The 25,239-nt window shown below is 66.9% G+C and carries 23 protein-coding genes; 13 read left to right on the top strand and 10 right to left on the bottom strand.

The annotated features are described in order from the left end of the window. Positions 1-120: 120 nt before the first annotated feature. Positions 121-1,191 (bottom strand): alanine dehydrogenase, encoded by a 1,071-nt coding sequence (locus FOF45_RS14900; protein ID WP_158986208.1) that lies wholly within the window; start codon positions 1,189-1,191, stop codon positions 121-123. 300 nt (positions 1,192-1,491) lie between these two features. On the opposite strand from FOF45_RS14900, the gene trxB reads away from it, so the two are divergent. From trxB to infA, 5 genes are all read left to right on the top strand, one after another. Then, positions 1,492-2,445 carry a thioredoxin-disulfide reductase gene (gene trxB / locus FOF45_RS14895; RefSeq protein WP_158986206.1) on the top strand — a complete coding sequence of 318 codons (954 nt, stop codon included), beginning with the start codon at positions 1,492-1,494 and terminating at the stop codon, positions 2,443-2,445. A 23-nt stretch (positions 2,446-2,468) separates the two neighbouring features. Beyond that, complete coding sequence (locus FOF45_RS14890) at positions 2,469-2,906, top strand: GNAT family N-acetyltransferase (protein ID WP_425481961.1); 438 nt, start codon at positions 2,469-2,471, stop codon at positions 2,904-2,906. Between the two features lie 3 nt (positions 2,907-2,909). After that, complete coding sequence (locus FOF45_RS14885; protein WP_158986202.1) at positions 2,910-4,052, top strand: GNAT family N-acetyltransferase; 1,143 nt, start codon at positions 2,910-2,912, stop codon at positions 4,050-4,052. 7 nt (positions 4,053-4,059) lie between these two features. Next, entirely contained in the window at positions 4,060-4,818 is a 759-nt protein-coding gene (gene aat / locus FOF45_RS14880; RefSeq protein WP_158986200.1) for a leucyl/phenylalanyl-tRNA--protein transferase, read from the top strand. Positions 4,819-4,914: 96 nt separating this feature from the next. Beyond that, the gene (gene infA / locus FOF45_RS14875) at positions 4,915-5,133 is read left to right on the top strand and encodes a translation initiation factor IF-1 (RefSeq protein ID WP_031372296.1); all 219 of its coding nucleotides are present in this window, start codon (positions 4,915-4,917) and stop codon (positions 5,131-5,133) included. Positions 5,134-5,325: 192 nt separating this feature from the next. On the opposite strand, the gene clpA is transcribed toward infA, so the two are convergent. Both clpA and clpS read right to left on the bottom strand, forming a co-directional pair. Then, positions 5,326-7,608 carry an ATP-dependent Clp protease ATP-binding subunit ClpA gene (clpA, locus tag FOF45_RS14870; protein ID WP_158986198.1) on the bottom strand — a complete coding sequence of 761 codons (2,283 nt, stop codon included), beginning with the start codon at positions 7,606-7,608 and terminating at the stop codon, positions 5,326-5,328. A 136-nt stretch (positions 7,609-7,744) separates the two neighbouring features. Continuing rightward, positions 7,745-8,065: an ATP-dependent Clp protease adapter ClpS gene (gene clpS / locus FOF45_RS14865; protein ID WP_115841517.1), complete on the bottom strand. Its 321-nt coding sequence runs from the start codon at positions 8,063-8,065 to the stop codon at positions 7,745-7,747. 103 nt (positions 8,066-8,168) lie between these two features. On the opposite strand from clpS, the gene FOF45_RS14860 reads away from it, so the two are divergent. The 5 genes from FOF45_RS14860 (at position 8,169) to hflD (ending at position 11,747) form a co-directional block, all read left to right on the top strand. Next, positions 8,169-8,678, top strand: coding sequence for a YbjN domain-containing protein (locus FOF45_RS14860; RefSeq protein WP_158986196.1), 510 nt, complete (start codon positions 8,169-8,171; stop codon positions 8,676-8,678). Positions 8,679-8,895: 217 nt separating this feature from the next. Next, a complete protein-coding gene (locus FOF45_RS14855; protein ID WP_158986194.1) occupies positions 8,896-9,396 on the top strand; it encodes a hypothetical protein in 501 nt (166 codons plus the stop codon). Positions 9,397-9,538: 142 nt separating this feature from the next. Beyond that, a complete protein-coding gene (locus FOF45_RS14850; protein WP_158986192.1) occupies positions 9,539-10,015 on the top strand; it encodes an NUDIX hydrolase in 477 nt (158 codons plus the stop codon). Next, a complete protein-coding gene (mnmA, locus tag FOF45_RS14845; RefSeq protein WP_158986190.1) occupies positions 10,012-11,133 on the top strand; it encodes a tRNA 2-thiouridine(34) synthase MnmA in 1,122 nt (373 codons plus the stop codon). The genes FOF45_RS14850 and mnmA overlap by 4 nt, the downstream gene beginning before the upstream one ends. Next, positions 11,130-11,747 (top strand): high frequency lysogenization protein HflD, encoded by a 618-nt coding sequence (gene hflD, locus FOF45_RS14840; protein WP_425481936.1) that lies wholly within the window; start codon positions 11,130-11,132, stop codon positions 11,745-11,747. The genes mnmA and hflD overlap by 4 nt, the downstream gene beginning before the upstream one ends. 9 nt (positions 11,748-11,756) lie before the next feature. Here the strand turns inward: hflD and FOF45_RS18450 are convergent, their stop codons facing one another. From FOF45_RS18450 to FOF45_RS14825, 4 genes are all read right to left on the bottom strand, one after another. Then, complete coding sequence (locus FOF45_RS18450) at positions 11,757-11,888, bottom strand: hypothetical protein (protein ID WP_267902656.1); 132 nt, start codon at positions 11,886-11,888, stop codon at positions 11,757-11,759. 219 nt (positions 11,889-12,107) lie between these two features. Beyond that, positions 12,108-14,693, bottom strand: coding sequence for a bifunctional aconitate hydratase 2/2-methylisocitrate dehydratase (gene acnB / locus FOF45_RS14835; protein WP_158986188.1), 2,586 nt, complete (start codon positions 14,691-14,693; stop codon positions 12,108-12,110). Positions 14,694-14,737: 44 nt separating this feature from the next. Then, entirely contained in the window at positions 14,738-15,145 is a 408-nt protein-coding gene (locus FOF45_RS14830; RefSeq protein ID WP_158986186.1) for a PIN domain-containing protein, read from the bottom strand. A 49-nt stretch (positions 15,146-15,194) separates the two neighbouring features. After that, positions 15,195-15,437: an AbrB/MazE/SpoVT family DNA-binding domain-containing protein gene (locus FOF45_RS14825; protein ID WP_158986184.1), complete on the bottom strand. Its 243-nt coding sequence runs from the start codon at positions 15,435-15,437 to the stop codon at positions 15,195-15,197. 203 nt (positions 15,438-15,640) lie between these two features. On the opposite strand from FOF45_RS14825, the gene acnA reads away from it, so the two are divergent. Next, the gene (gene acnA / locus FOF45_RS14820) at positions 15,641-18,403 is read left to right on the top strand and encodes an aconitate hydratase AcnA (protein ID WP_158986182.1); all 2,763 of its coding nucleotides are present in this window, start codon (positions 15,641-15,643) and stop codon (positions 18,401-18,403) included. A 121-nt stretch (positions 18,404-18,524) separates the two neighbouring features. On the opposite strand, the gene FOF45_RS14815 is transcribed toward acnA, so the two are convergent. After that, positions 18,525-18,962 (bottom strand): nuclear transport factor 2 family protein, encoded by a 438-nt coding sequence (locus FOF45_RS14815; protein ID WP_233264152.1) that lies wholly within the window; start codon positions 18,960-18,962, stop codon positions 18,525-18,527. Positions 18,963-19,145: 183 nt separating this feature from the next. On the opposite strand from FOF45_RS14815, the gene FOF45_RS14810 reads away from it, so the two are divergent. Continuing rightward, the gene (locus FOF45_RS14810) at positions 19,146-20,825 is read left to right on the top strand and encodes a long-chain fatty acid--CoA ligase (RefSeq protein WP_158986180.1); all 1,680 of its coding nucleotides are present in this window, start codon (positions 19,146-19,148) and stop codon (positions 20,823-20,825) included. A 164-nt stretch (positions 20,826-20,989) separates the two neighbouring features. Next, a complete protein-coding gene (locus tag FOF45_RS14805; RefSeq protein ID WP_158986178.1) occupies positions 20,990-21,865 on the top strand; it encodes a crotonase/enoyl-CoA hydratase family protein in 876 nt (291 codons plus the stop codon). A 36-nt stretch (positions 21,866-21,901) separates the two neighbouring features. Here the strand turns inward: FOF45_RS14805 and FOF45_RS14800 are convergent, their stop codons facing one another. Then, the gene (locus FOF45_RS14800) at positions 21,902-24,073 is read right to left on the bottom strand and encodes an ATP-binding protein (RefSeq protein WP_158986176.1); all 2,172 of its coding nucleotides are present in this window, start codon (positions 24,071-24,073) and stop codon (positions 21,902-21,904) included. A 4-nt stretch (positions 24,074-24,077) separates the two neighbouring features. Continuing rightward, positions 24,078-25,136 carry a cyclic di-GMP phosphodiesterase response regulator RpfG gene (gene rpfG, locus FOF45_RS14795; RefSeq protein WP_158986174.1) on the bottom strand — a complete coding sequence of 353 codons (1,059 nt, stop codon included), beginning with the start codon at positions 25,134-25,136 and terminating at the stop codon, positions 24,078-24,080. Between the last annotated feature and the right edge of the window lie 103 nt (positions 25,137-25,239).

The raw sequence follows: 25,239 nt of genomic DNA, 5'->3' as shown, positions 1-25,239 counted from the left end.
CCGTGATCGACCGCCCGCCCCCCGGGATCCCGGGTTGTAAAACGACAGTAGCCCGGGTCGGTCGACCCGGGCTACCGGATTGTAGTCGGGGCGAGGCCGGAGCCCGCCGGAATGCCGACCTTACAGCTTCATGTCCTGCAACGCCGGGTGGACGATCTTGCCGCCCTCGACGTTGATGCCGCGCACCAGCGCCTGGTTCTGGCGCCACGAATCGCCCGAGGCGAGCTTGTTGACCCACGGCAGGATCGCCGCGCAGATCGCCTGCGAGCTGGTCTGCGGCACGGCACCCGGCATGTTGGTCACGCAGAAGTGGGTCACGCCCTCTTCCACGTAGGTCGGCTCCTTCCAGGTGGTCGGACGCGAGGTCTCGAAGCAGCCGCCCTGGTCGATGGAGATGTCGACCAGCACGCTGCCCGCTTCCATGCCCTTGAGCATCTCGCGGTTCATCACGTGCGGCGCCTTGGCGCCGGTGACCAGCACCGCGCCGACGACGAGGTCGGCCGAGGCCACTTCGCGCGCGACGACATCGGCGTACGGGTACAGCGCGGTGACGTTGTTGCCCAGGCGCATCATCTCGTCCATGCGGTCCTGGCGCATTTCGAACACGACCACGTTCGAGCCGCCCGCCGCGGCGAGCTGCGCCGACGCGCTGCCGGCCTTGCCGGCGCCGAACACGACGACCTTGCCGCGCTCGGTGGACGGCAGGCCGCCCAGCAGCTTGCCCTTGCCGCCCTGCGGCTGGTGCAGCAGGTGCGTACCGACCTGCACCGCGATCTTGCCGGCGATGACCGACATCGGCGCCAGCAGCGGCAGGTCGCCGTTGGGCAGCTCGACGGTCTCGAACGCGACGCCGGTCAGGCCGATGCCGAGCAGCTTCCTGGTCAGCTCCGGCTCGGCGGCCAGGTGCAGGTAGCAGAACAGCAGGTGGTCCTTGCGCAGGTGCGCCAGGTCGCCGGCGATCGGCTCCTTCACCTTCACGATCAGCTCGCCCTTCTCGTACAGCGCGGCCGCGTCGGGCGCGATCTTCACGCCGAGCTGGGTGTACTGCTCGTCCTTGAAGCCCGACTTGATGCCGGCATCCTTTTCGATCCAGACCTCATGGCCGCGCTTGACCAGGTCGCCGGCGGCGGCCGGAACGAGCGCGACGCGCCCTTCGAGGGTCTTGGTTTCCTTGGGAACGCCGATCCGCATGTCTCTACCTTCGATCGTTGGAAAGCCGACGCGGATGCGCGCGGCTCATGGGGGGGAAGTGGTGACGAAAAAAACGCCGCATCGGCGGCGCGTCCTGCCATTGTCGTCCAGTGGTCCGGCGGCCTCACGGCGCAGTGCAACATTGCGTCGCGGGACGTGCCTTGTTTTGCCGGGGTGACGCCTCCAAGCTATGGCTCCGACGTTCCATCGACACGCCTGCGTACGGATTCATCCTCAGCACGCCTGCGTATGGCGGAACACTTCGCGCCTGTGCGCATCCCAAAGCCCGCGATTATACCCATGACCCCATCGAAGCACTCCAAAGTCATCATCCTCGGCTCCGGCCCCGCAGGCTGGACCGCCGCCGTCTACGCGGCGCGCGCGAACCTGAAGCCGCTGGTGATCACGGGCCTGCAGATGGGCGGCCAGCTGATGACGACGACCGAAGTCGACAACTGGCCCGGCGATGCGCACGGCCTGCTCGGCCCCGATCTGATGGCGCGCATGCAGGCGCATGCCGAACGCTTCGACACCGAAGTCGTGTTCGATCACATCCATACCGCCGATCTATCGTCGCGTCCGTTCCGCCTCGTCGGCGACAGCGGCGAATACACCGCCGACGCGCTGATCATCGCCACCGGCGCGACCGCGAAGTACCTCGGCCTGCCGTCGGAAGAACTGTTCAAGGGCCGTGGCGTGTCCGCGTGCGCGACCTGCGATGGTTTCTTCTACAAGGACCAGGACGTGGCGGTGATCGGCGGCGGCAATACCGCGGTCGAGGAAGCGCTGTATCTGTCGAACATCGCGCGCAAGGTCTATCTCGTGCATCGCCGCGACACGCTGCGCGCGGAGAAGATCATGCAGGACAAGCTGTTCGCCAAGATCCAGTCCGGCAAGATCGAGCCGATCTGGCACCACCAGGTCGATGAAGTGCTCGGCAACGATGCCGGAGTGACCGGCCTGCGCGTGAAGTCGGTGCAGGACGAATCCACCCGCGAGGTCGCCATCCACGGCCTGTTCGTCGCGATCGGCCACACGCCGAACACCTCGCTGTTCGAAGGCCAGCTGGCGATGAAGAACGGCTACCTGACGATCCGCACCGGTCTGGATGGCAATGCCACGCAGACTTCGGTGCCGGGCGTGTTCGCCGCGGGTGACGTTGCCGACCAGGTGTATCGCCAGGCGATAACGTCGGCGGGCTTCGGCTGCATGGCCGCGCTGGACGCCGAGAAGTTCCTGGATAAAGAAGGCTGATGGGAGAAGCGATGGCGAACGCACTGGAGATCCGGCCGAACCTGCAGGAACGGCTCGATCCGGACGACGTCGCGCGGATCCACGGCTTCCTTTCGCAGACGTACTGGGCGCAGGGCATTCCGCGCGAAACGCAGGAACGCGCCCTCGCCCATTCGATCTGCTACGGCGGATACGTCGACGGCGAGCTCATCGCCTTCGCGCGCGCCGTGAGCGATCGCGCCACGTTCGCCTACCTGGCGGACGTGTTCGTGCTCGATGCCTTCCGCGGGCGCGGCTTCGGTCGCGCGATCGTCGCCGCGCTGATGGACGATCCGGCCCTGCAGGGTCTGCGTCGCTGGCATCTGGTCACGCGCGACATGCACAAGCTGTACGCGCAGCTCGACTTCGAGCCGCTGACCCAGCCCGAACTCCACATGCAGCGCCACGACCCGGACGTCTACCGGCGCGCACCCGCCGGCTGATCGATGGCCACGGCGCGCATTCTCCGTTCGCTGTCGGAAGTCACCGCGCGGCAATGGGATGCGCTGCACGACGGACGCAATCCATTCGTCGCGCACACGTTCCTCGAAGGACTCGAGCGCCACGGCTGCCTGCGCGCGCAATGGGGCTGGTCGCCACACCACCTGACGCTTTGGGACGGCGAAGATCTGATCGCCGCGGCACCGGCGTACCGGAAGGAGAAGTCGCACGGCGAGTTCGTGTTCGACCACGCCTGGGCCCATGCGTACGAACGCAACGGACTCGACTACTTTCCCAAATGGCTGTGCGCGGCGCCCTACTCGCCCGTGACCGGCCCACGCCTGCTCGCGCGCACGCCGGAGGCGCGACGCCTGCTCATCGCCGCGCTGGCGGAACTGTGCACGCGCGATGCGCTGTCGTCGGTGCACGTGAACTTCCACGAGGAACGCGAGGACGGCGCTTTCGATGACGCATGGCTGTCGCGCATCGACGTGCAGTACCACTGGCGCAACGATCGCGGCTGGCGCGATTTCGACGATTACCTCGCCGCGTTCGACCACAAGCACCGCAAGAACATCCGCCAGGAACGCGCCAAGGTCGCGCGTGCCGGCGTGACGCTGCACATCGCGCAGGGCGAGCACATCGACGACGAGGATCTCGCGGCGATGCACGGTTTCTACCGCCATACCTTCGCCGAGTACGGCAACCATCCCGCACTGACGCTGTCGTTCCTGCACCACCTGCGCGAGACGATGCCGCAGGCGCTGGTGATCGTGCTGGCCCGGCGTGGCGACCGGCCCATCGCGGGCGCCCTGTGCCTGCGCGGTGGCGACACGCTGTACGGACGCTACTGGGGGGCGCACGAGAACGTGCCGGGCCTGCATTTCGAGGCCTGCTACTACCAGGGCATCGACTACTGCCTGCGCAATGGTCTCGCCCGATTCGAGCCCGGCGCACAGGGCGAGCACAAGCTCGCGCGCGGCTTCCTGCCGACCGTGGTGCGCAGCCGCCACTGGATCGCGCACGACGGTTTCCGCGAGGCGCTGCGTGACTGGTGCGCACAGGAGTCGGAGGCGATCCGGCGCTATGCCGCGACGCTGGATGCGCACTCGCCGTTCAAGGCGTCGCGGGACACGGATGGCGCATGATCGCGCCATGAGTTCGCTGCCATCCCTGCTTCCCGAAGATCCGGCCGCGCCGTTCCCGCCGGTGGAACAGGCGCTGCGCCAGCCCGACGGACTGCTGGCGGTGGGCGGCGACCTCTCGCCGACGCGATTGCTCAACGCTTACCGGCACGGCATCTTCCCGTGGTACTCGCCGGGCCAGCCGATCCTGTGGTGGAGCCCCGATCCGCGCACGGTGTTCGATACCGCGGAGGTGCGCCTGTCCTCCAAGTTCCGTCGGGGCCTGCGCCGCAGCGCGTGGACGGTGCGCGCCGACACGGCCTTCGCCGATGTCATCGACGCGTGCGCCTCGATCCGTCGTCCGGGCCAGCGCGGCACCTGGATCACCCTCGACATGCGCGCCGCATACCGCCAGTTGCACGCGTTGGGTCACGCGCATTCGCTGGAGGTCTTCGATGGCGACCGGCTCGTGGGCGGGATCTATGGCGTCGCGGTCGGCCGCATGTTCTTCGGCGAGAGCATGTTCAGCGCCGAATCCGGCGGCTCGAAGGTGGCCATCGCCGCCCTCGCCCATCACCTGCATGGCTGGGGCTGGCCGCTGATCGACGCGCAGGTCGAGAACGACCATCTGGTCAGCCTGGGCGCCCGAAGGATGCCGCGCGCGCGCTTCATCACCCATATCTCGGCGCTGTGCGAGTCGCCGGGTCTGCCCGGGCCCTGGTCGGAGCGGGTCGGCGACTGGCCGGCGGCCCGTCTGGCGGAGCCGGCACCCGCTCTGGGCGGGCCTTAACCGATTTTTTGCTTCGATGCCACCGACATGGCAAAATGCGTGGCTTCGTTGCCCGCCTCCCCGGCTGGCATCACGACATCCACACTCAGGAACCACATGGCAAAAGACGACGTGATCGAATTCGAGGGCACGGTGGCGGAAACCCTTCCGAACACCATGTTCCGAGTGCGCCTCGAAAACGGGCACGAGATCATTGCCCACATCTCCGGCCGCATGCGCAAGAACTACATCCGCATCCTGACCGGCGACAAGGTGAAGGTCGAAATGACCCCGTACGACCTGACGAAGGGTCGCATTACTTACCGCATGAAGTAATCGCGGTAACCGATTGAATGTAAAAGGCGGCCACTGGCCGCCTTTTTCGTTTCGTCCTTTTTACTTCCCTCTCCCCTTGTGGGAGAGGGAAAGGCCGCGAAGCGGCCAAGGGAGAGGGGTGCGGCGCCGCCGCTTCCCTCTCCCTGGCGCCTGCGGCGCCTGTCCCTCTCCCGCAAGGGGAGAGGGACTCCATCACACCGTGGCCGGAAGCAGCTTCTCGGGCTCGGCCCGGGCTTCGACCACCAGCTCGTCGTCCTTGACGTCGATCGTGACCCGGCCGCCGTTGACCAGCTTGCCAAACAGCAGTTCGTCGGCGAGCGGACGCTTGATCTTCTCCTGGATCACCCGCGCCATCGGGCGTGCGCCCATCAGCGGATCGAAGCCGTGCTGGGCCAGCCAGTCGCGCGCGGTGGGCGTGGCCGACAGCGCCACGTCCTTGTCGTGCAGCTGGGCTTCCAGCTCGATCAGGAACTTGTCCACCACGCGCAGGATGTGGTCGAAGCCCAGCGGCTGGAACTGCACCACCGCGTCGAGGCGGTTGCGGAATTCCGGGCTGAAGCTGCGGCGGATCACTTCCATCGCGTCGGTCGAGTGGTCCTGCTGGGTGAAGCCGATCGTGCGGCGCGCCGCCTGCGCGGCGCCGGCGTTCGTCGTCATCACCAGGATCACGTTCTTGAAGTTGGCTTCGCGACCGTTGGTGTCGGTCAGGATGCCGCGGTCCATCACCTGCAGCAGGATGTTGAAGATGTCCGGATGGGCCTTCTCCACCTCGTCCAGCAGCAGCACGCAGTGCGGCGTCTTGACGATCTTCTCGGTCAACAGGCCGCCCTGGTCGAAGCCGACGTAGCCCGGGGGCGCGCCGATCAGGCGGCTCACCGAATGCGGCTCCATGTACTCGGACATGTCGAAACGGACCAGCTCGATGCCCAGCTGCAGCGCGAGCTGCTTGGTCACCTCGGTCTTGCCCACGCCGGTCGGGCCGGCGAACAGGAAGTTGCCGATCGGCTTGTCCGGATTGCCCAGGCCCGAGCGCGCCAGCTTGATCGCCGAGGTCAGTGTGTCGATCGCCGGATCCTGTCCGAAGATCACCATCTTCAGGTTGCGCTCGAGGTTGCGCAGCACGTCCTTGTCGGACGCCGACACCTGCTTGGTCGGGATGCGCGCCATCTTGGCGACGATCGTCTCGATCTCCTCGACATCGATCAGGCTCTTGCGGATGCCCTCGGCGAGCAGGCGCTGGCGTGCACCGGCCTCGTCGATCACGTCGATGGCCTTGTCCGGCAGCAGGCGGTCGCCGATGTGCTTGACCGAAAGGTCGACCGCGGCCTGCAGCGCCTCGTCGGCGTAGGTCACGCCGTGATGCGCCTCGTACCGGGGCTTGAGGCCCTGGAGGATTTCGTACGCCTCGCCCACCGTCGGCTCGACGATGTCGATCTTCTGGAAGCGGCGCGCCAGCGCGCGGTCCTTCTCGAAGATGCCGCGGTATTCCTGGAACGTGGTCGAGCCGATGCAGCGCAGCTCGCCCGAGGCCAGGGCCGGCTTGATCAGGTTGCTGGCGTCCATCGTGCCGCCGCTGGCCGAGCCGGCGCCGATGATGGTGTGGATCTCGTCGATGAAGAGCACCGCCTCGGGCAGTTTCTTGAGCTGGGTCAGCACGGCCTTGAGGCGCTTCTCGAAGTCGCCGCGGTACTTGGTGCCGGCGACCAGCGCGCCCAGGTCGAGCGCGTAGATGGTGGCGTCGGCCAGCACGTCCGGGACGTCGCCCTCGACGATGCGCTTGGCCAGACCTTCGGCGATCGCGGTCTTGCCCACGCCGGCCTCGCCGACGTAGAGCGGGTTGTTCTTGCGGCGGCGGCACAGCACCTGGATGGTGCGCTCGACCTCGTCGGCGCGGCCGACCAGCGGGTCGATCTTGCCATCGCGGGCGAGCTGGTTGAGGTTCACCGCGAACTCGGCCAGCGCGTCACCCTTGCCCTCGCCGTCGCCGTTCTCGGACGAATGCGATTCGCCCTCGTCCTGCGAGCGCGGGGATTCTTCGCCGCCCTGCTTGGCGATGCCGTGCGAGATGTAGTTGACGACATCCAGGCGGGCGACGTCCTGCTGGTTGAGGAAGTACACCGCGTGCGAGTCCTTCTCGCCGAAGATCGCCACCAGCACGTTGGCGCCGGTGACTTCCTTCTTGCCGCTGGACTGCACGTGGTACACAGCGCGCTGCAGCACCCGCTGGAAGCCGAGCGTCGGCTGGGTGTCGCGGTCGACGTCCTCGGGCAGCACCGACACCGAGGTGGCGATGGCCTGTTCCAGGTCGGTGCGAAGGCGCTGGAAGTCGACGCCGCAGGCCTTGAGAACCCCCTCGGCGGACGGGTTGTCGAGCAGTGCCAGCAGCAGGTGTTCGACCGTCATGTACTCATGACGCGCCTCGCGGGCGCGCTTGTAGCACTGGCCGATGCTGTATTCGAGATCCTTGCTGAACATGGGGCGAAAGCCTCCGGAAAGCTACTGCCGTCCTAGATGGGGACTGGCCTGGGGAATTCCATGTCGTCGCAACGGCTGGGACCCTTCGACCGGCACTTGGTTCCACCCATTTGCTCAGACGTGCTGAGCGGAACTTTTAGGCCTTTTCCATCGTGCACAGCAAGGGGTGCTGGTTGAGTCTTGAAAATTCGTTCACCTGTGCCACCTTCGATTCTGCGACTTCGCGGGTGAAAACGCCGCAGACGCCACGGCCGCGGGTATGCACGTGCAACATGATCTGGGTGGCCTTCTCGGCGTTCATGGCGAAAAAGCGCATCAGCACCTCCACCACGAAGTCCATCGGCGTGTAGTCATCGTTCAGCAGCAGGACGGAATAGAGCGGCGGACGGGCGATTTCGGGCTTCCCGGTTTCAACCAGGACGCCATGCTGGTGTTCGTGTTCGGTCTGTTTGGCCATGCGGGAATTATAGGACCGCACCCGGGGCCGGTCGTGGACGCCCGTGCCCGGCGGCCGGCACAATGCCCTCTCACCCGACCTCCATCACACAAAGGAACGTTTCATGCGTCCGTACGCACTCGCGATCGCTCTGCTGGCCCTGACGATGTGCACTCCCGCAATGGCCGCCGGCGCGCCGGCCGCGAACGCGGATGAAACGGTCCGTTCCGCTGCCGACCCCGTGGTCGGCCGCCAGCTCGACGATCTCGATTACACCTACACGGTGGACGAGGACGGCGACTACAAGCTCACCTTCGAAGTCGGGGGTGGCCGCACCCAGCTCGCGTACGTGATCTCCTCGGTGGAGAAGTTCGGCGATTTCCAGGTGCGCGAGGTGTGGGCCCCGGCCTATCGCGCGCCGAACGACCAGTTCCCGGTCGCCGTCGCCAACCGCCTGCTCGAGGACAGCCACTCCAGCAAGCTCGGCGGCTGGGTCAAGCAGGGCAACATGGCGGTGTTCGTGGTGAAGGTCGCCGCCGACGCCACCGCGTCGCAGCTCGACAACGCCATCGACTTCGTCCTGCGCTCGGCCGACGAGATGGAAAAAGAGCTGACGGGCAAGGACGAGTTCTGAGTTCGCGCGCCCTTGCCGACGCGCCTCGGAATACAGACTCGACCGGCGCCGAAGCGCGCTGGTCGAGTCGCCGTGGTGGATGACGCAGGCTGACGCGAGTCGTGTTCAGCGTCGCTGAGCACAGGACAGCCATTTCGCGGCAAAGAGGCTGACACGTGGCGGGATTTCTCGCCGGTGCCGGGATCGCAAGAATGCAGGACTTCTCCGGAGTCCTGCGATGCGTACGCACTTCACCCTGACTTGTGTTGCCCTTCTCGCCGCGTTGTCCATTGCCCCTTCTGCCCGGGCCTGCGGCGACCATCCTTCGTCGGCGGATGCCGGCATCGCCAAGCAACTCGAGTCGCTGGACTATGAGTTCGAGGTGGACGACGACGGCGACTACAGGATGATCAGGGACATGGACGATGACCGCACACAGCTGGTCTTCGTCATCTCCAAGGTGGAGAGTTACGGTGTGCACAAGATCCGTGAGGTCTGGGCGCCGGCCTACCGATCCCCTGAAGACGATGCACTTCCGGCCGACATCGCCAACCGCCTACTGGCGGACAGCCAGGATTCCAAGCTCGGAAGCTGGGTCAAGCAGGGAGACATGGCGGTGTTCGTGGTCAAGATCGCGGCCGATGCGTCCACGCCTGAACTGAAGGACGCCATCGAGGCCGCCGCGAAGACCGCCGACGAGATGGAAAGCGATCTGACCGACGGCAAGGACGCGTTCTAAGGCCGGGGAGTTGCCGACGATCGCGGCGAATCCACTCGCCGTTCCGGTCCGTCCTGCGGCGGCCGTGGACGCTCATGGTCCGGGCCGGCACAATGTTTCGTCTTTCCCAAGCCGCGCCGATGCCTGGCAAGGACGAGTTCTGATGAGTTACCGCGAAGGCCGGTTCTGGCAGCCCGACGTCACCGTCGCCACGGTGGTGACCGATGGCGGCCGCCTGCTGATGGTGGAGGAGTCGGTCGGCGGCCGGCTCGTCCTCAACCAGCCGGCCGGGCATCTGGAACCGGACGAATCGCTGATCGAGGCCGCGCTGCGCGAGACGCGCGAGGAAACCGGCTGGGACGTGCGCCTGACCGCCTTCGTCGGCGCGTACCAATGGAAGGCGCCGGACAGCCCGGAAGGCAGCGGCCGCCATTACCTGCGCTTCGCCTTCGCCGCCGAACCGGTGACGCACGATCCCGCGCGCCCGCTCGATGAGGGCATCGTGCGCGCGCTGTGGATGAGCCCGAGCGAGCTGCAGGCCGCGCAGGCGCGCCATCGCAGCCCGCTGGTCTGGCGCGTCGCCGCCGACTTCCTCGCCGGCCGCCGTCATCCGCTCGAGCTGACCCAGCACCTGGCATGAGCACGGCACCGCGCACCATCGTCGGCATGTCCGGAGGCGTCGATTCCTCCGTGGCCGCGCTGCGCCTGCGCGATGAAGGCGAACCGATCGCCGGTTTGTTCATGCAGAACTGGGCCGACGACGGCAGCGGCGATTGCCGCGCCGAGGACGACCGCCGCGATGCCGTCGCGGTGAGCGGGCGGCTCGGCATCCCGATCCATTTCCGCGATTTCTCCGGCGAGTACTGGAAGGGCGTGTTCGAGCACTTCCTCGCCGAGTACGCCGCCGGCCGCACGCCGAATCCCGACGTGCTGTGCAATCGCGAGATCAAGTTCAAGCACTTCCTCGACGCCGCGCGCGAACTGGGCGCGCAGTACATCGCGACCGGCCACTACGCCCGCGTCGAGCAGCGCGGCGATCGCCATCTGCTGTTGCGCGCGGTCGACCGCAGCAAGGACCAGAGCTATTTCCTGCACCAGCTCGGGCAGGCGCAGTTGGCGGCGACGAAGTTCCCGCTCGGCGGACTGCTCAAGCGCGACGTGCGGCAGATGGCACTCGATGCCCGCCTGCCGACCGCCGCCAAGAAGGATTCCACCGGCATCTGCTTCATCGGCGAGCGCGACTTCCGCGAATTCCTCGGCCGCTATCTGCCGGCTCGCGCGGGCGAGATGCGCACGCCCGACGGTCGCACGATCGGCGAACATCCGGGCGTGTTCTATTTCACCCTCGGTCAGCGCGAGGGCCTCAACATCGGCGGCGTGCGCGGTTTCGAAGCGGCGCCGTGGTACGTCGTCGGCAAGGACGTGGCGCAGAACGTGCTGTACGTCGACCAGGGCAGCGACAGTCCGTGGCTGCAGTCGCAGGCGTTGCAGTCGGAGGCCGCGCACTGGATCGCCGGCGCGCCGCCTGCGCAGCGCTTCGCGTGCACGGCGCAGACGCGCTACCGCCAGGCCGACGAAGCCTGCGAGGTACGCGTGAACGACGACGGCACGCTGGACGTGCATTTCGCACGCAAACAGCGCGCGGTCACGCCCGGGCAATCGCTGGTGCTGTACGACGGCGATGTCTGCCTGGGCGGCGCGGTGATCGCCGCCACCGACGCGCCATTGGAAGAACGACTCAAGGCAAAGGCTGCATGACCCAGAACACCTCGATGTCCACGCGTGTCCTCGCCCTCGCCGGCCTCGTGCAGGCGCTGGCGCAGGTGCGGCGCGTCGCCGACACCGGCCAGGCCAACGCGGCCATCCTCACCACTGCGATGGATTCGGTGTTCCGCATCGATGCGCCCTCGCCCACGTCCGTGTACGGCGACATCGAGTCGCTGCGTCCGGGCCTCACCCTGCTGCGCGATTACTTCGGCACCAGCCAGCGCGACGAACAACTGCCGCGCCTGGTGCTGGCGGTGATGCAGCTGGAGCGCCGCTTCGTGCGCGACGCGGCGATGGGGCAGCGCGTGCAGGCCGGGATCCGCGCGCAGGCCGGCAATGCCGAACGCCTGGGCAGCAGCCATCCGGACGTGATGTCCGCGCTCGGTTCGCTGTACGCCGAAACCCTGAGTCACCTGCGTCCGCGCGTGCTCGTGCAGGGCAACCCGCATTACCTCGGACAGGCCACGGTGGTGGCGGAAGTGCGCGCGATCCTGCTCGCCGCCGTGCGTTCGGCGGTGCTGTGGCGCCAATGCGGCGGCAGCCTGTGGGATTTCCTGCTGCGTCGCCGCGACATCCTTGCCGCCGTCCGGGAACACCTGGGCTGAGCCGACGGCTCAGCCGCCGAACGCCCCCATTCCGCTGCCCTGCCCCCAGGCCCAGCACACCGCGGCGATCAGCGCCAACGCGAGCGTCCAGCGCAACGCCTGCTCCACCCGGTCTGACCGGGCCGGCTTGTCCATTTTCATGTTGTCCCCCTGCGTGCCGCACATGTAATAGCGGCACAGAACGCAAGTCCTTGACTGTTGTCACGCACTGCATCGGGCGACACGGCCACATACGGATGGCAATGGTGAAGTTGCGACGCAACCCGCAGCTTTCGATCCGCGCCTGACGCGGTTACGGTGGCGCGAAACAAAAAAACCCCGGCCGAAGCCGGGGTTTTTCGTACAGCGACCGCCGTTGGATCAGGCGTCGACCGTCTCGGCCACCTGGCGGTAATCCTCGATCTGGTCGAAGTTCATGTAGCGGTAGATCTCCGCGCCCTTGGCGTTGATCACGCCGATGTCGGCCATGTACTCCTCGCGGGTCGGGATGCGACCCAGGCGCGAGCAGATCGCGGCCAGCTCGGCCGAACCCAGGTACACGTTGGTGTTGCGGCCCAGGCGGTTCGGGAAGTTGCGCGTGCTGGTCGAGAACACCGTCGCACCCTCGCGCGCCTGCGCCTGGTTACCCATGCACAGCGAGCAGCCCGGCATTTCCATGCGCGCGCCGGCCGTGCCGAAGGTGCCGTAGTGGCCTTCCTTGGTCAGCTCGGACGCATCCATCTTGGTCGGCGGCGCGACCCACAGGCGGGTCGGGATGTCGCGCTTGCCTTCCAGCAGCTTCGCGGCGGCACGGAAGTGGCCGATGTTGGTCATGCACGAACCGATGAAGACTTCGTCGATCGCAGCGCCAGCGACGTCGGACAGCGTCTTCACGTCGTCCGGGTCGTTCGGGCAGGCGACGATCGGCTCGACGATCTCGTTGAGGTCGATCTCGATGACCGCGGCGTACTCGGCATCGGCATCGCCTTCCAGCAGCTGCGGGTTGGCCAGCCACGCTTCCATCGCCTTGATGCGGCGCGCCAGCGAGCGCGGATCGGCGTAGCCCTCGGCGATCATCCACTTCAGCAGCGTGATGTTGCTGGTGAGGTATTCGATGATCGGCGCCTTGTCGAGCTTCACCGTGCAGCCGGCAGCGGAGCGCTCGGCCGAGGCGTCGGACAGTTCGAACGCCTGCTCTACCTTCAGGTGCGGCAGGCCTTCGATCTCGAGGATGCGACCGGAGAAGATGTTCTTCTTGCCCTGCTTGGCGACGGTCATCAGGCCCTGCTTGATCGCGGCCAGCGGGATCGCGTTGACCAGGTCGCGCAGCGTCACGCCCGGCTGCATCTCACCCTTGAAGCGCACCAGCACCGATTCCGGCATGTCCAGCGGCATCACGCCGGTGGCCGCGGCGAACGCGACCAGACCCGAGCCGGCCGGGAACGAGATGCCCACCGGGAAGCGCGTGTGCGAGTCGCCGCCGGTGCCGACGGTGTCGGGCAACAGCATGCGGTTGAGCCAGCTGTGGATCACGCCGTCGCCCGGGCGCAGCGCGATGCCGCCACGGTTGCTGATGAACGCCGGCAGCTCGTGGTGCGTCTTCACGTCCACGGGCTTCGGGTAGGCGGCGGTGTGGCAGAACGACTGCATGACCAGGTCGGCGGAGAAGCCCAGGCAGGCCAGGTCCTTCAGCTCGTCGCGGGTCATCGGGCCGGTGGTGTCCTGGGAACCCACCGAGGTCATCTTCGGTTCGCAGTAGGTGCCCGGGCGGATGCCCTTGCCTTCGGCCAGGCCACAGGCGCGGCCGACCATCTTCTGCGCCAGCGAGTAGCCCTTGCCGGTATCGACCGGGTTCTGCGGCAGGCGGAACAGCGTCGACGGCGCCAGGCCCAGCGCTTCGCGCGCCTTGGCGGTCAGGCCGCGACCGACGATCAGCGGGATGCGGCCGCCGGCGCGGACTTCGTCCAGCAGCACGTCGGACTTCAGCGCGAACTCGGCGATCACTTCACCGTTCTTCAGCGCCTTGCCTTCGTACGGGCGCAGCTCGACCACGTCGCCCATGTCCATCTGCGACACGTCGAGTTCGATCGGCAGTGCGCCGGCGTCTTCCATCGTGTTGTAGAAGATCGGAGCGATCTTGCTGCCCAGGCACACGCCACCGAAGCGCTTGTTCGGGATGAACGGGATGTCCTCGCCGGTGAACCACAGCACCGAGTTGGTGGCGGACTTGCGCGAGGAACCCGTGCCGACCACGTCGCCGACATAGGCGACCAGGTGGCCCTTGGCCTTGAGCGATTCGATGAAGGCGACCGGGCCGCGCTTGCCGTCTTCTTCCGGCTCGATGCCGTCGCGCTTGTTCTTCAGCATTGCCAGCGCGTGCAGCGGGATGTCCGGACGCGTGGTCGCGTCGGGCGCCGGCGACAGGTCGTCGGTGTTGGTCTCGCCGGTTACCTTGAACACGGTGATGGTCATCGACTGCGGCACTTCCGGACGGCTGGTGAACCACTCCGCGTCGGCCCAGCTCTGCAGCACGGACTTGGCGTTGGCGTTGCCCTTCTCGGCCTTTTCCTGCACGTCGTGGAAGGCGTCGAACATCAGCAGCGTGTGCTTGAGCGCGGTGGCGGCGACGGTGCCGACCTGCGCGTCGTCGAGCAGCTCGACCAGCGGATGGATGTTGTAGCCGCCGAGCATCGTGCCCAGCAGTTCGGTCGCGCGCTCACGGCTGATCAGCGTGTTCTTCTCGGTGCCGAAGGCGATCGCGGCCAGGTACGAAGCCTTGACCTTGGCGGCGTCGTCGACGCCGGCCGGCACGCGGTTGGTGATCAGGTCGAGCAGGAAGCCTTCCTCGCCCGCCGGCGGGTTCTTCAACAGTTCGATGACCTCGGCGGTCTGCTGCGCGGTCAGCGGCAGCGGCGGGATACCCAGCGCGGCGCGCTCGGCAACGTGGTGGCGGTAGGCTTCCAACATGGTTCTCTCCAGTGAACTGCTGACAGATATCAAGACGCCGTCGCTCACGTCGCTTTCGGGACGATGAGCTTGAGGCCCTTGAAGTAATCGCGGAAAAAGGCGTCATCGCGGGTGATCAGGCCATCGCACTGCAGCAGTGCGTGGGCGCCGATCAGGAAATCGGCGACGACGCGCTCGCGCCGGCCTCCGCGCGAACGGAAACGTTTGTTCATGTGCCCGGCGCGCATCGCGGCGGCTTCCAGCGTGGGCTGGTAGCGGATGCCGAGCGTGGCGAGGGTCTCCATCAGGTTGACGGAAGTGTCGAGCATCGACTGCACTTCGGCGACGACCGCTTCGCACACGACCACGTCCTCGCGCGCCAGTGCATCGCCGATGCACGTCTCCGACGCTTCCGCATAGCGCGGGTCGCCGACGAGGACGTCGAGGAGGACGGAGGAATCGAGGGCGATCATGGGTGAAGAGTCCGCACATGGATGTGCGGGTTCCTGCGCGGGATGCGCATCATGATTCGTCACCCGGGGCGCGTCCGCGCGTGGCGCGCATGGCCTCGTCGGTGGTTTCCAGGCCGTCGACAAGCTTGAACTTGCCACGCACCTTGCGCAGCGCCTCACTGACGTCCTTGCGCAGGATGATGCGGCCGCCGTCCAGCTCGACCTTCAACGTGGTGCCCTTGGTCAGGCCCAGCGCATCGCGCACGGCCTTGGGGAGGGTGATCTGGCCTCGTTCGGCAACGGTGGCTTCCACGGCGGTCCTCCGCTTTGGTATGCACGAATTATACATACCTGCGCCGCCATACTCAATCGAGCATAATTCCGCAAGCCCGCATTCTTTGCCGTACTCAGGGTGTATCGGTCGGCCCGGTCGGCGTCTTAACAAAACGGGCGGATAATCGATCAGTCTCCCAGCCAGACCCTCCATTCAGCCAAGGACCGCCAGGAGCTTCCCCCATGTCCCAAGACTCCTTCTCCACCCGCCGCCAGCTTTCCGTGGACGGCCGTTCGCTCACCTATTTCAGTCTGCCGGCGCTGGGCGAGCGCTTCGATATCGGCAAGCTCCCGTATTCGATGAAGATCCTGCTGGAGAACCTGTTGCGCCATGAGGACGGCGGCGTGACGGTCGGCAAGGAACACATCGAGGCCGTCGCCAAGTGGGACGCCAAGGCCGAGCCCGACACCGAGATCGCCTTCATGCCCGCGCGCGTGGTCCTGCAGGACTTCACCGGCGTGCCCTGCGTGGTCGACCTTGCAGCGATGCGCGATGCGGTCAGTCGCCTGGGCGGCAGTCCGAAGCAGATCAATCCGCTGATTCCTTCCGAGCTGGTGATCGACCACTCGGTGCAGGTCGACGTGTTCGGTCGCGCGGATGCGCTGGACCTCAACGGCAAGATCGAATTCGAGCGCAACATGGAACGCTACAGCTTCCTGCGCTGGGGCCAGAAGGCGTTCGACAATTTCAAGGTCGTGCCGCCCAACACCGGCATCGTCCACCAGGTGAACCTGGAGAACCTGGCGCGCGTGGTGGTCGAGCGTGACGTCGACGGCGAATCGCTCGCCTTCCCCGACACCGTGTTCGGCACCGACAGCCACACCACAATGATCAACGGCATCGGCGTGCTCGGCTGGGGCGTCGGCGGCATCGAAGCCGAAGCGGCGATGCTCGGCCAGCCGTCGTCGATGCTGATTCCGCAGGTGGTGGGCTTCAAGCTCCTCGGCCAGCTGCCCGAAGGCACCACCGCTACCGACCTGGTGCTCACCGTCACCCAGATGCTGCGCAAGCTCGGCGTGGTCGGGAAGTTCGTCGAGTTCTTCGGCGACGGCCTGCAACACCTGCCGTTGGCCGACCGCGCCACCATCGCCAACATGGCGCCGGAATACGGCGCGACCTGCGGCATCTTCCCGATCGACGCAGAGTCGTTGAACTACCTGCGCCTGTCCGGCCGCAGCGCGTCGCAGATCGCGCTGGTCGAGGCCTACGCCAAGGCACAGGGCCTGTGGCACGAACCGGGCGCGCCGGAAGCAAGCTACTCCACCACGCTGGAGCTGGACCTGGGCGACGTGAAGCCCTCGCTCGCCGGCCCCAAGCGCCCGCAGGACCGCGTGCTGCTGGTCGACGTGAAGCAGAACTACCGCGACAACCTCGGCCCGCTCACGGTCAACCGCGACAAGCGCTCGCCGGACGTGTCCGCCTTCGTCGCCGAAGGCGGCGGCGCAGCGGTCGGCAACGAGTCGCTGCACAAGGGCATCGCCGACATCTCGATCAACCAGCAGAACGTGCGCCTGAAAGACGGCGCGGTGGTGATCGCCGCGATCACCTCCTGCACCAACACATCGAACCCGGCGGTGATGCTCGGCGCCGGACTGCTCGCGCGCAATGCGGCCAGGCTCGGCCTGAAGGCCAAGCCGTGGGTGAAGACTTCGCTCGGCCCGGGCTCGCTGGTGGTCACCGACTACCTGCGCAAGGCCGGCGTGCTCGCCGACCTGGAGCAGCTCGGCTTCTTCGTCGTCGGCTACGGCTGCACGACCTGCATCGGCAACTCCGGTCCGCTGCCGACCGAAGTCAGCGCCGGGATCGCCACCGGCGACCTCGTCGTCGCTTCGGTGCTGTCGGGCAACCGCAACTTCGAAGGTCGCGTGCATCCCGAAGTGAAGATGAACTACCTCGCCTCGCCGCCGCTGGTCGTCGCCTACGCGATCGCCGGCACGGTCGACATCGACCTCAGCCGCGATCCGCTGGGGCAGTCGACCGACGGCAAGGACGTGTTCCTGCGCGACATCTGGCCGAGCAACAAGGAGATCGGCGACGTCATCTCCGCGACGGTGGGTCCGGAGCTGTTCGCGCAGAACTACGCGGACGTGTTCAAGGGCGACACGCGCTGGAACACAATCGCCTCGCCGGAAGGCGAGTCGTTCGCGTGGGAATCGTCGTCGACCTACATCAAGAACCCGCCCTACTTCGACGGCATGAGCATGTCGGTCGGCACCATCGACGACATCCACGGCGCGCGCGTGCTGGGTCTGTTCGGCGATTCGATCACCACCGATCACATCTCGCCGGCCGGCAACATCAAGAAGGACTCGCCGGCGGGACGCTTCCTGATCGAGCGCGGCGTGCAGCCGGCGGACTTCAACAGCTACGGCAGCCGTCGCGGCAACGACGACGTGATGGTGCGCGGCACCTTCGCCAACATCCGCATCAAGAACCTGATGTTCGGCGGCGAGGAAGGCGGCAACACGCTGTATTTCAAGGCCGACACGGCACCGGAGAAGCTGTCGATCTACGACGCGGCGATGAAGTACAAGGCCGACGGCGTGCCGCTGGTGGTGCTGGCCGGCAAGGAATACGGAACCGGTTCCTCGCGCGACTGGGCGGCCAAGGGCACCAACCTGCTGGGCGTGAAGGCCGTGATCGCCGAGAGTTTCGAGCGCATCCACCGCTCCAACCTGGTGGGCATGGGCGTGCTGCCACTGCTGTTCAACGACGGCGAGAACGCGCAGACGCTGGGACTCGACGGCTCGGAGACCTTCGACGTGACCGGGCTGCGCGACGGCGAGTCCAAGCGCGCCACGGTCACGGCGCATCGCAAGGACGGCAGCACGGTGTCGTTCGAGGTCAAGGTGATGCTGCTGACGCCGAAGGAAGTGGAGTACTTCCGTCACGGCGGCATCCTGCACTACGTGCTGCGCCAGCTTGCGGCGAAGAAGGCGGCGTAAGGAGCACGGAACGACGGAAGCCCGCCCTCACGCATTTAGCCCCTCTCCCACCGGGAGAGGGGTTGGGGGGAGGGTCGGGACGCACAAACACGCTTCCAGTGCACTGACCCGGAACCACCCGCTACAGCTTCGCTTCCCACTCCGCGCTGGTCAGGCGCCATTCGCCGTCCTCCTCGCGCCAGCCGGTTTCCACCTCGTACAGCCGCGCGGCATCGGGAAGCACCGCGCCGGAGCTGCCGGTCAACGCGACGCTGAAGCGCGCCGTCGCGTGGCCCGGGGTCATTTCGACCGACACCGGACCCAGGCTCGCGCCGACCTCGCGGTGGCGCAGGAAGGTGAGCTGCGCCATCCGCCGCGCGCCATCGCGGTCGAGCGAGCCCGGCCCGACGAAGTCCTCGGCCAGGACCTCGCGCAATCCGGCGGCATCGCGGCGTTCGATCGCATCGTGCAGCTGCCCGACCGTTTCGCGCAGGCGCTGCTCAGGGGGCGTACGGGCGCAGCCGAACAGGGCCACGCCCAGCAGAATCATCGCGCCGCAGCGCACAACGGTCCGGTACATCGAGGCTCCCCTGCATCGCCGGTCGGCCGCACATCCTGCCACGGCGCCTGCCGCGACGGGCGCCGCGCGCCGATTCGCCTTGCCAGCTTTCAGGAGGCTGTGCTCCAATCGAAAGACGCACCGTACGGTAGAGCATTCGACATCGCACCGGCGGTTTCTACAGCGATTGGAGAGGGGATCGCGATGAGTTTCGAACGTCCGTGGCTGGCCCAGTATCCGCAACGGGTCCCGGCGCAGATCGATGTGGACGAGTTTCCGTCCGTCGTCGCCGTGCTGGAAAGCGCGATCGACAAGTACCGCGACCGTCCCGCATTCGCGAACCTGGGCCGGACCCTCACCTATGCGCAGATCGATGAGCTCAGCGCGCAGTTCGCGGCCTACCTGCTGGGCGAGCTGAAGCTCAAGAAGGGCGATCGCGTCGCGATCATGATGCCCAACTGCCTGCAGTACCCGATCGCCACCTTCGGCATCCTGCGCGCCGGTCTGACGGTGGTGAACACCAACCCGATGTACACCGCGCGCGAGCTGCGCCATCAGCTCACCGATTCGGGCGCGAGCGCCATCCTGGTGCTCGACAACTTCGCCCACACCGTGCAGGAAGTGCTCGCCGACACGCAGGTCAAGCAGGTGATCACCACGGGACTGGGCGACATGCTCGGCTTCCCGAAGGGCTCGGTGGTCAACTTCGTCCTGAAGTACATCAAGAAGATGGTGCCGGACTACGACCTGCCGGGCGCGATCCGTTTCCGCGACGCGCTCGCGCTGGGCCAGCGCCATCCGTTGCCGGAAGTGGAGATCTCGCCGCAGGACATCGCGTTCCTGCAGTACACCGGCGGCACCACCGGCGTGGCCAAGGGCGCGATGCTCACGCACCGCAACATGGTCGCCAACATGCAGCAGGCCGCGGCATGGGTGGGCACGAACGTGAAGCTCGGTGAGGAAACGATCATCACCGCGCTGCCGCTGTACCACATCTTCGCGCTGACGGCGAACGGCCTGGTCTTCATGAAGTTCGGCGGACTGAACTACATGATCACCAACCCGCGCGACATGAAGGGCTTCGTCAAGGAGCTCAAGAGCGTGCGCTTCACCGCCATCACCGGCGTCAACACGCTGTTCAACGGCCTGCTCAACACGCCGGGCTTCAGCGAGCTGGACTTCTCCAGCCTGCACCTGACCCTGGGCGGCGGCATGGCCGTGCAGCGCGCGGTCGCCGAGCGCTGGAAGCAGGTCACCGGCGTGACCCTGGTCGAAGCCTACGGCCTGACCGAATCGGCGCCGGCGGCGTGCATCAACCCGATGGACCTGGCCGACTACAACGGCTCGATCGGCCTGCCCGTCCCGTCCACCGACGCCTGCGTCAAGGACGAGAACGGCAATATCCTGCCGCTGGGCGAAGTCGGCGAGCTGTGCATCAAGGGCCCGCAGGTCATGAAGGGCTACTGGAACCGTCCAGAGGAAACCGCGCTGGCGATCGACGCCGACGGCTGGCTGCACACCGGCGACATGGCGCGCATGGACGAGAAGGGCTTCTTCTTCATCGTCGACCGCAAGAAGGACATGATCCTGGTCTCGGGCTTCAACGTGTACCCGAACGAGGTCGAGGACGTCATCGCGATGATGCCGGGCGTTCTGGAAGTGGCGGCGGTCGGCGTGCCCGACGAGAAGTCCGGCGAAGCGGTCAAGGTCGTCATCGTCAAGAAGGATCCGACACTGACCGCCGAGCAGGTCAAGGCGCACGCGCGCGAGAACCTGACCGGCTACAAGCACCCCAGGTACGTCGAGTTCCGCACCGAGCTGCCCAAGACCAACGTCGGCAAGATCCTGCGCCGCGAACTGCGCGACGCACCCGCCTCGCACTGACGTCGCCCTCCGTCCGTCGGAGAGTCCCACGAAGCCCCTCCCTCGCCGGAGGGGCTTTGTCTTTCAGTGGGAAGCGCGGGGTGTAGCATCGTCCGCGTGGGCACCCTTCCCGCCGCTCGCTGCCCACTCCCTGCCTGCGGGCGGCAAGTGCCGAGGACCGCAACATGAGCATGATCGAGAAGCTTCACCGCACGCGCGCCTACCCGACCCTGCGCGTCGAATCCGACCCCGCGGGCGACACCCACTGGATGTACATGCATAACGACCATGTCACCGGCGCACGTCCGTGTTTCCGCACGGAGCTCATGGACGACATGTGGAGCTTCCTCAACTCGATCACGCTGCGCGAGAACCAGCGCCAGAGCGGCCGCCTGCGCCATGTCGTGCTGGCGTCGTCCGCGCCGGCCGCGTTCAACCTCGGCGGCGACCTGCAACTGTTCTCGCAACTGATCCGCGCCAACGACCGCGAGCATCTGCTGTCCTACGCGCGCCGCTGCGTCGACGGCGTGCACCACTTCCACAGCGGTCTGGGCGGCGACGTGCGCACCATCGCGCTGGTCCAGGGCGATGCGCTCGGTGGCGGCCTGGAGCTCGCCCTGTCGTGCCACACCATCGTCGCGGAAGAAGACGCGCAGATGGGCCTGCCGGAAGTGCTGTTCGGCCTGTTCCCGGGCATGGGTGCGTACTCGTTCCTCTGCAAGCGCGTGTCGCCGCAGCTGGCCGAGCGCCTGATCCTGGAAGGCACGATCCTGCCGAGCCAGGAATGGCATCGCATGGGCGTGGTCGATGTGCTCGTGCCCAAGGGCGAAGGCGAAGCCGCGGTCAACGACGTGATCCGCCGCCAGCAACGCGCGCCGCACGCCCACCTGGCGATGAACGCCGTGCGCGGGATCGGCCAGCCGGTCGGCTACGACGAACTGATGGGCATCACCGAAGTGTGGGTCGATACCGCGCTGGCCTTGGGCGAGAAGGCGCTGAAGACGATGGAGCGCATCGTGCGTGCGCAGGAGCGTCGTTCGGGAGCCGAAGCGGCCGCCTGACCGGGAGGACGGAACCTCAGGGGGACACAGGGGACATCAGGGGGAGCGCTCGCCTTCGCCGCGCGTGCCGCGTCGCTGCTCGCGAGCGTCGAGCGCCGCCCTCCCCTGGGCCAGCCGTTCGCGCAGTCCGGCCACGAGCGTGGTCGCGTCGCGCGCCAGTTGCCAGTCGGGCAACCGCATCAGCTCGCCGCTGGTCGCCGCGAGCTTGATCAGCCCCAGGTTGCTGGCGACGCCCTTGAGTGCGTGGGCCTGGTCGCGCGTGCGTTCCCAGTCGGCGCGCTGCGCGTTGAGCTCGATCTGCTGCAGGCACTTGTCGGCATCGACCAGACACTGCGCGATGAACTCGCGCTCGAAGTTCGCGCCCATGCCGAGCGCGCTCAGTTCGTCCAGCACGGAACTGTCGAAATGGCTGTCGGTGTTCGCCGTGTCCGCCCGCACCGGTGCGACCACGGTAGTCGCGATGCGATTGTTGGCGGCGATGTCGGCCAGCGTGTCGAGCAGCCGCGTCGTAGAGACCGGCTTGGACAGGAACGCGCGGGCGCCGGCCTGTTCGCAGGCGCGGATCGATTCGGTGGTGACGTCGGCGCTCAGGATCAGAACGGGCGTACGGCGGCCACTGCCGGCTTCCATCACGCGCAGCTGGCGCAGCAGGTCCAGTCCACTGACGCCGGGCATGTGCAGGTCGGTGATCACCGCGTCGTAGTCGGATGCGGCCAGCGCGTCGAGCACTTCCTCACCGCCTTCCACGCAGATCACGCGATGCCCCGCCTTCTGCAGCAGGCGCTGCAGCACCATGCGATTGGCGATGTGGTCGTCGGCGACGAGGATCGACAGGCTGCGCACGCGAGCGCGATGGCGCAGGAACGGATCGCTGAAGGCGATGACGTTGGCGGGGTTTTCCGGCTCGGCACCGGGCCGCGAAGGCTGGGACGGGATCTCGCCCACTTCGCGCGAACGCTCGAATGGCAGTTCGACCCAGAAGCGGCTGCCGCGCGGTTCGGCACTCTCGAAGCCGATGCTGCCGCCCATCGCTTCGGCCAGGCCCTTGGCGATCGTCGTACCCAGGCCGGTACCGCCGTAGCGGCGGGCCAGACTCACGTCGGCCTGCTCGAACGCTTCGAACAGACGCTGGCGCATCGCCACCGGCACGCCGATGCCGGTGTCGGTCACGGTGAACCGCAGCCGCACCTGCGAGCCCTCCTGCCCCACCACCGCCACGTCCACGCGCACCGAACCTTCATCGGTGAACTTGACCGCGTTGCCGGCGAGGTTGATCAGGATCTGGCGCAGATGCACCACGTCGCCGCGCACCGCGTCGGGCACGTCCGGCGCGATTACCACTTCGTACTGCAGGCGCTTGGCGCGCGCCTGCGGCTGCAGGATCAGGCCGATGCTGTCGATCAGCTCACGCAGGGTGAAGTCGGCATGGTCGAGCTTGAGCTTGCCCGCTTCGATCGCCGAGATGTCGAGCACGTCCTCCACCAGCGCCAGCAGGCTGCGCGTGGACGCCTGGATCGTGCTCAGGCACTCGCGCTGCTCGGCGTCCAGTCGCGTGGTCGCCAGCAGTTCGGACATGCCGGCCAGGCCGTTGAGCGGCGTGCGGAACTCATGGCTCATGTTGGCCAGGAAACGGCTCTTGGCCTCGTTCGCGCGACGCGCTTCGTCGGTCGCGGTGGTGAGCGCGCGCAGCAGGCCCGACAGGTACAGCGGGATCGCCACCAGGCCCAGCAGCAGGCCGAAGCCGAGCACGGGGTTGCCGCGCCAGTAGTCGTTCGACAGCACCACCGAGCCGAAACTGGCGAACGCCATCGCGACCGCGCCATACAGGTAGCCGTTGCCGTAGCGCAAACCGTTGCCGATGGTGACCCACATCAGGATCACGTACACCCACGCCAGCGGTTCGCCGATGTGGATCATCGCCGCGGCCATCAGGCCGTAGTCGGAGATCATCCCGATGATGCGCCGCGCGTGCGACTTGCCCGGACGCCACAGGATCCACGCGATCAGGCCCGCACCGACGATGAAGCCGGTCTCGACCATGCGCAGCACGTTGGTGTATTCGTGCGACGGCAATGCGCCCGAGGAGCCACGCACGAGCATGTAGACCAGCACGACCGAGAGCACTGCCAGGCGCACGAAAGCCTGCCCGTGCTCGCTGTCCGAGCGTCGCGCGAGCACTTTCTTCAGGTGGCCCAGGGCCTCGATCATCCGCTCACTCCAGGCCGGGACGCGCCGACACCGTCGAGAATCGGTTGCAGATGTCTTCCAGGCGCTCGCGGCTGCGGATCAACGCGTCCACGCAACGCGGGTCGAACAGACGACCGCGTTGCGCATACAGGTAACCCAGCGCCGCATCCACGTCCCAGGCCTTCTTGTAAGGACGCGGCGAGATCAGTGCGTCGAACACATCGGCAACCGCCACTATCCTCGCTTCCAACGGGATTTCCTCGCCGCGGAGGCCATCAGGATAACCGCTGCCGTCGTAGCGCTCGTGATGACGCAGCGCGATCATCGCGCCGGCCTGGATGAACCGGTTCTGGCTGCCGCTGAGCAGTTCGTAGCCGATGCGCGGATGCCGGCGCATAACCGCGGTCTCGTCTTCCGAGAGCGGGCCGGTCTTCATCAGCACCGCGTCGGGAATGGCGATCTTGCCGATGTCGTGCAGCGGCGCGGCCATCTCGATGACGCGCACTTCGTCCTCGAACATGCCCAACTGTTCGGCGATCAGGCCGGCCACGTGCGCCATGCGTTCGAGGAACGCGCTGGTGCCGGCGTCGCGGTATTCGATGGCGCGGGCCAGTCGCGACAGCGTCTCGCGCTCGCGTTCCTCGACCTCGTGCATGCTCGATAGCAGGCGCTGTTCGAGCGACAGCGCTCGCTGCTTCACGTTTTCGGACTGCTGGCGCAGTTGCAGCAGGTTGCGGCAACGTGCGCGCAGTTCGCGCGGGCGTACCGGCTTGACCAGGAAGTCGATCACGCCCGCTTCCAGCGCTGCCTGCCGGACCGGTTCGTCGCCGACCACGGTCACCAGGATGATCGGGATGTCGCGATGCAGCGGCAGCCGGCGGAAACGGCGCGCGAATTCGAGCCCATCCAGCTGCGGCATGCGGTAGTCGAGCAGCAGCAGATCGGGCTGGTTGCTCTCGCACCAGCCCAGCGCGGCTTCGGGATCGCCGAAGTCCGACACGTGCAGCTCGGACGATATGTCCTCGATGATGTGGCGCAGCATCGTGCGCGCTGAGGTTTGGTCATCGACGATGACGACGTTCACATCTCGAACCCACTGAAGCCGCCACCCCCTGTGGTGGCCTTGGCGACGAGAATACCCCGCGGCGACCGCGCCCGCAGCCTGTCTTTCGTATGGCGGGCGGGGA

Source organism: Lysobacter panacisoli (assembly GCF_009765165.1).
GTDB lineage: Bacteria > Pseudomonadota > Gammaproteobacteria > Xanthomonadales > Xanthomonadaceae > Lysobacter_J > Lysobacter_J panacisoli.
This window is presented reverse-complemented; position numbering and strand designations above follow the sequence as displayed.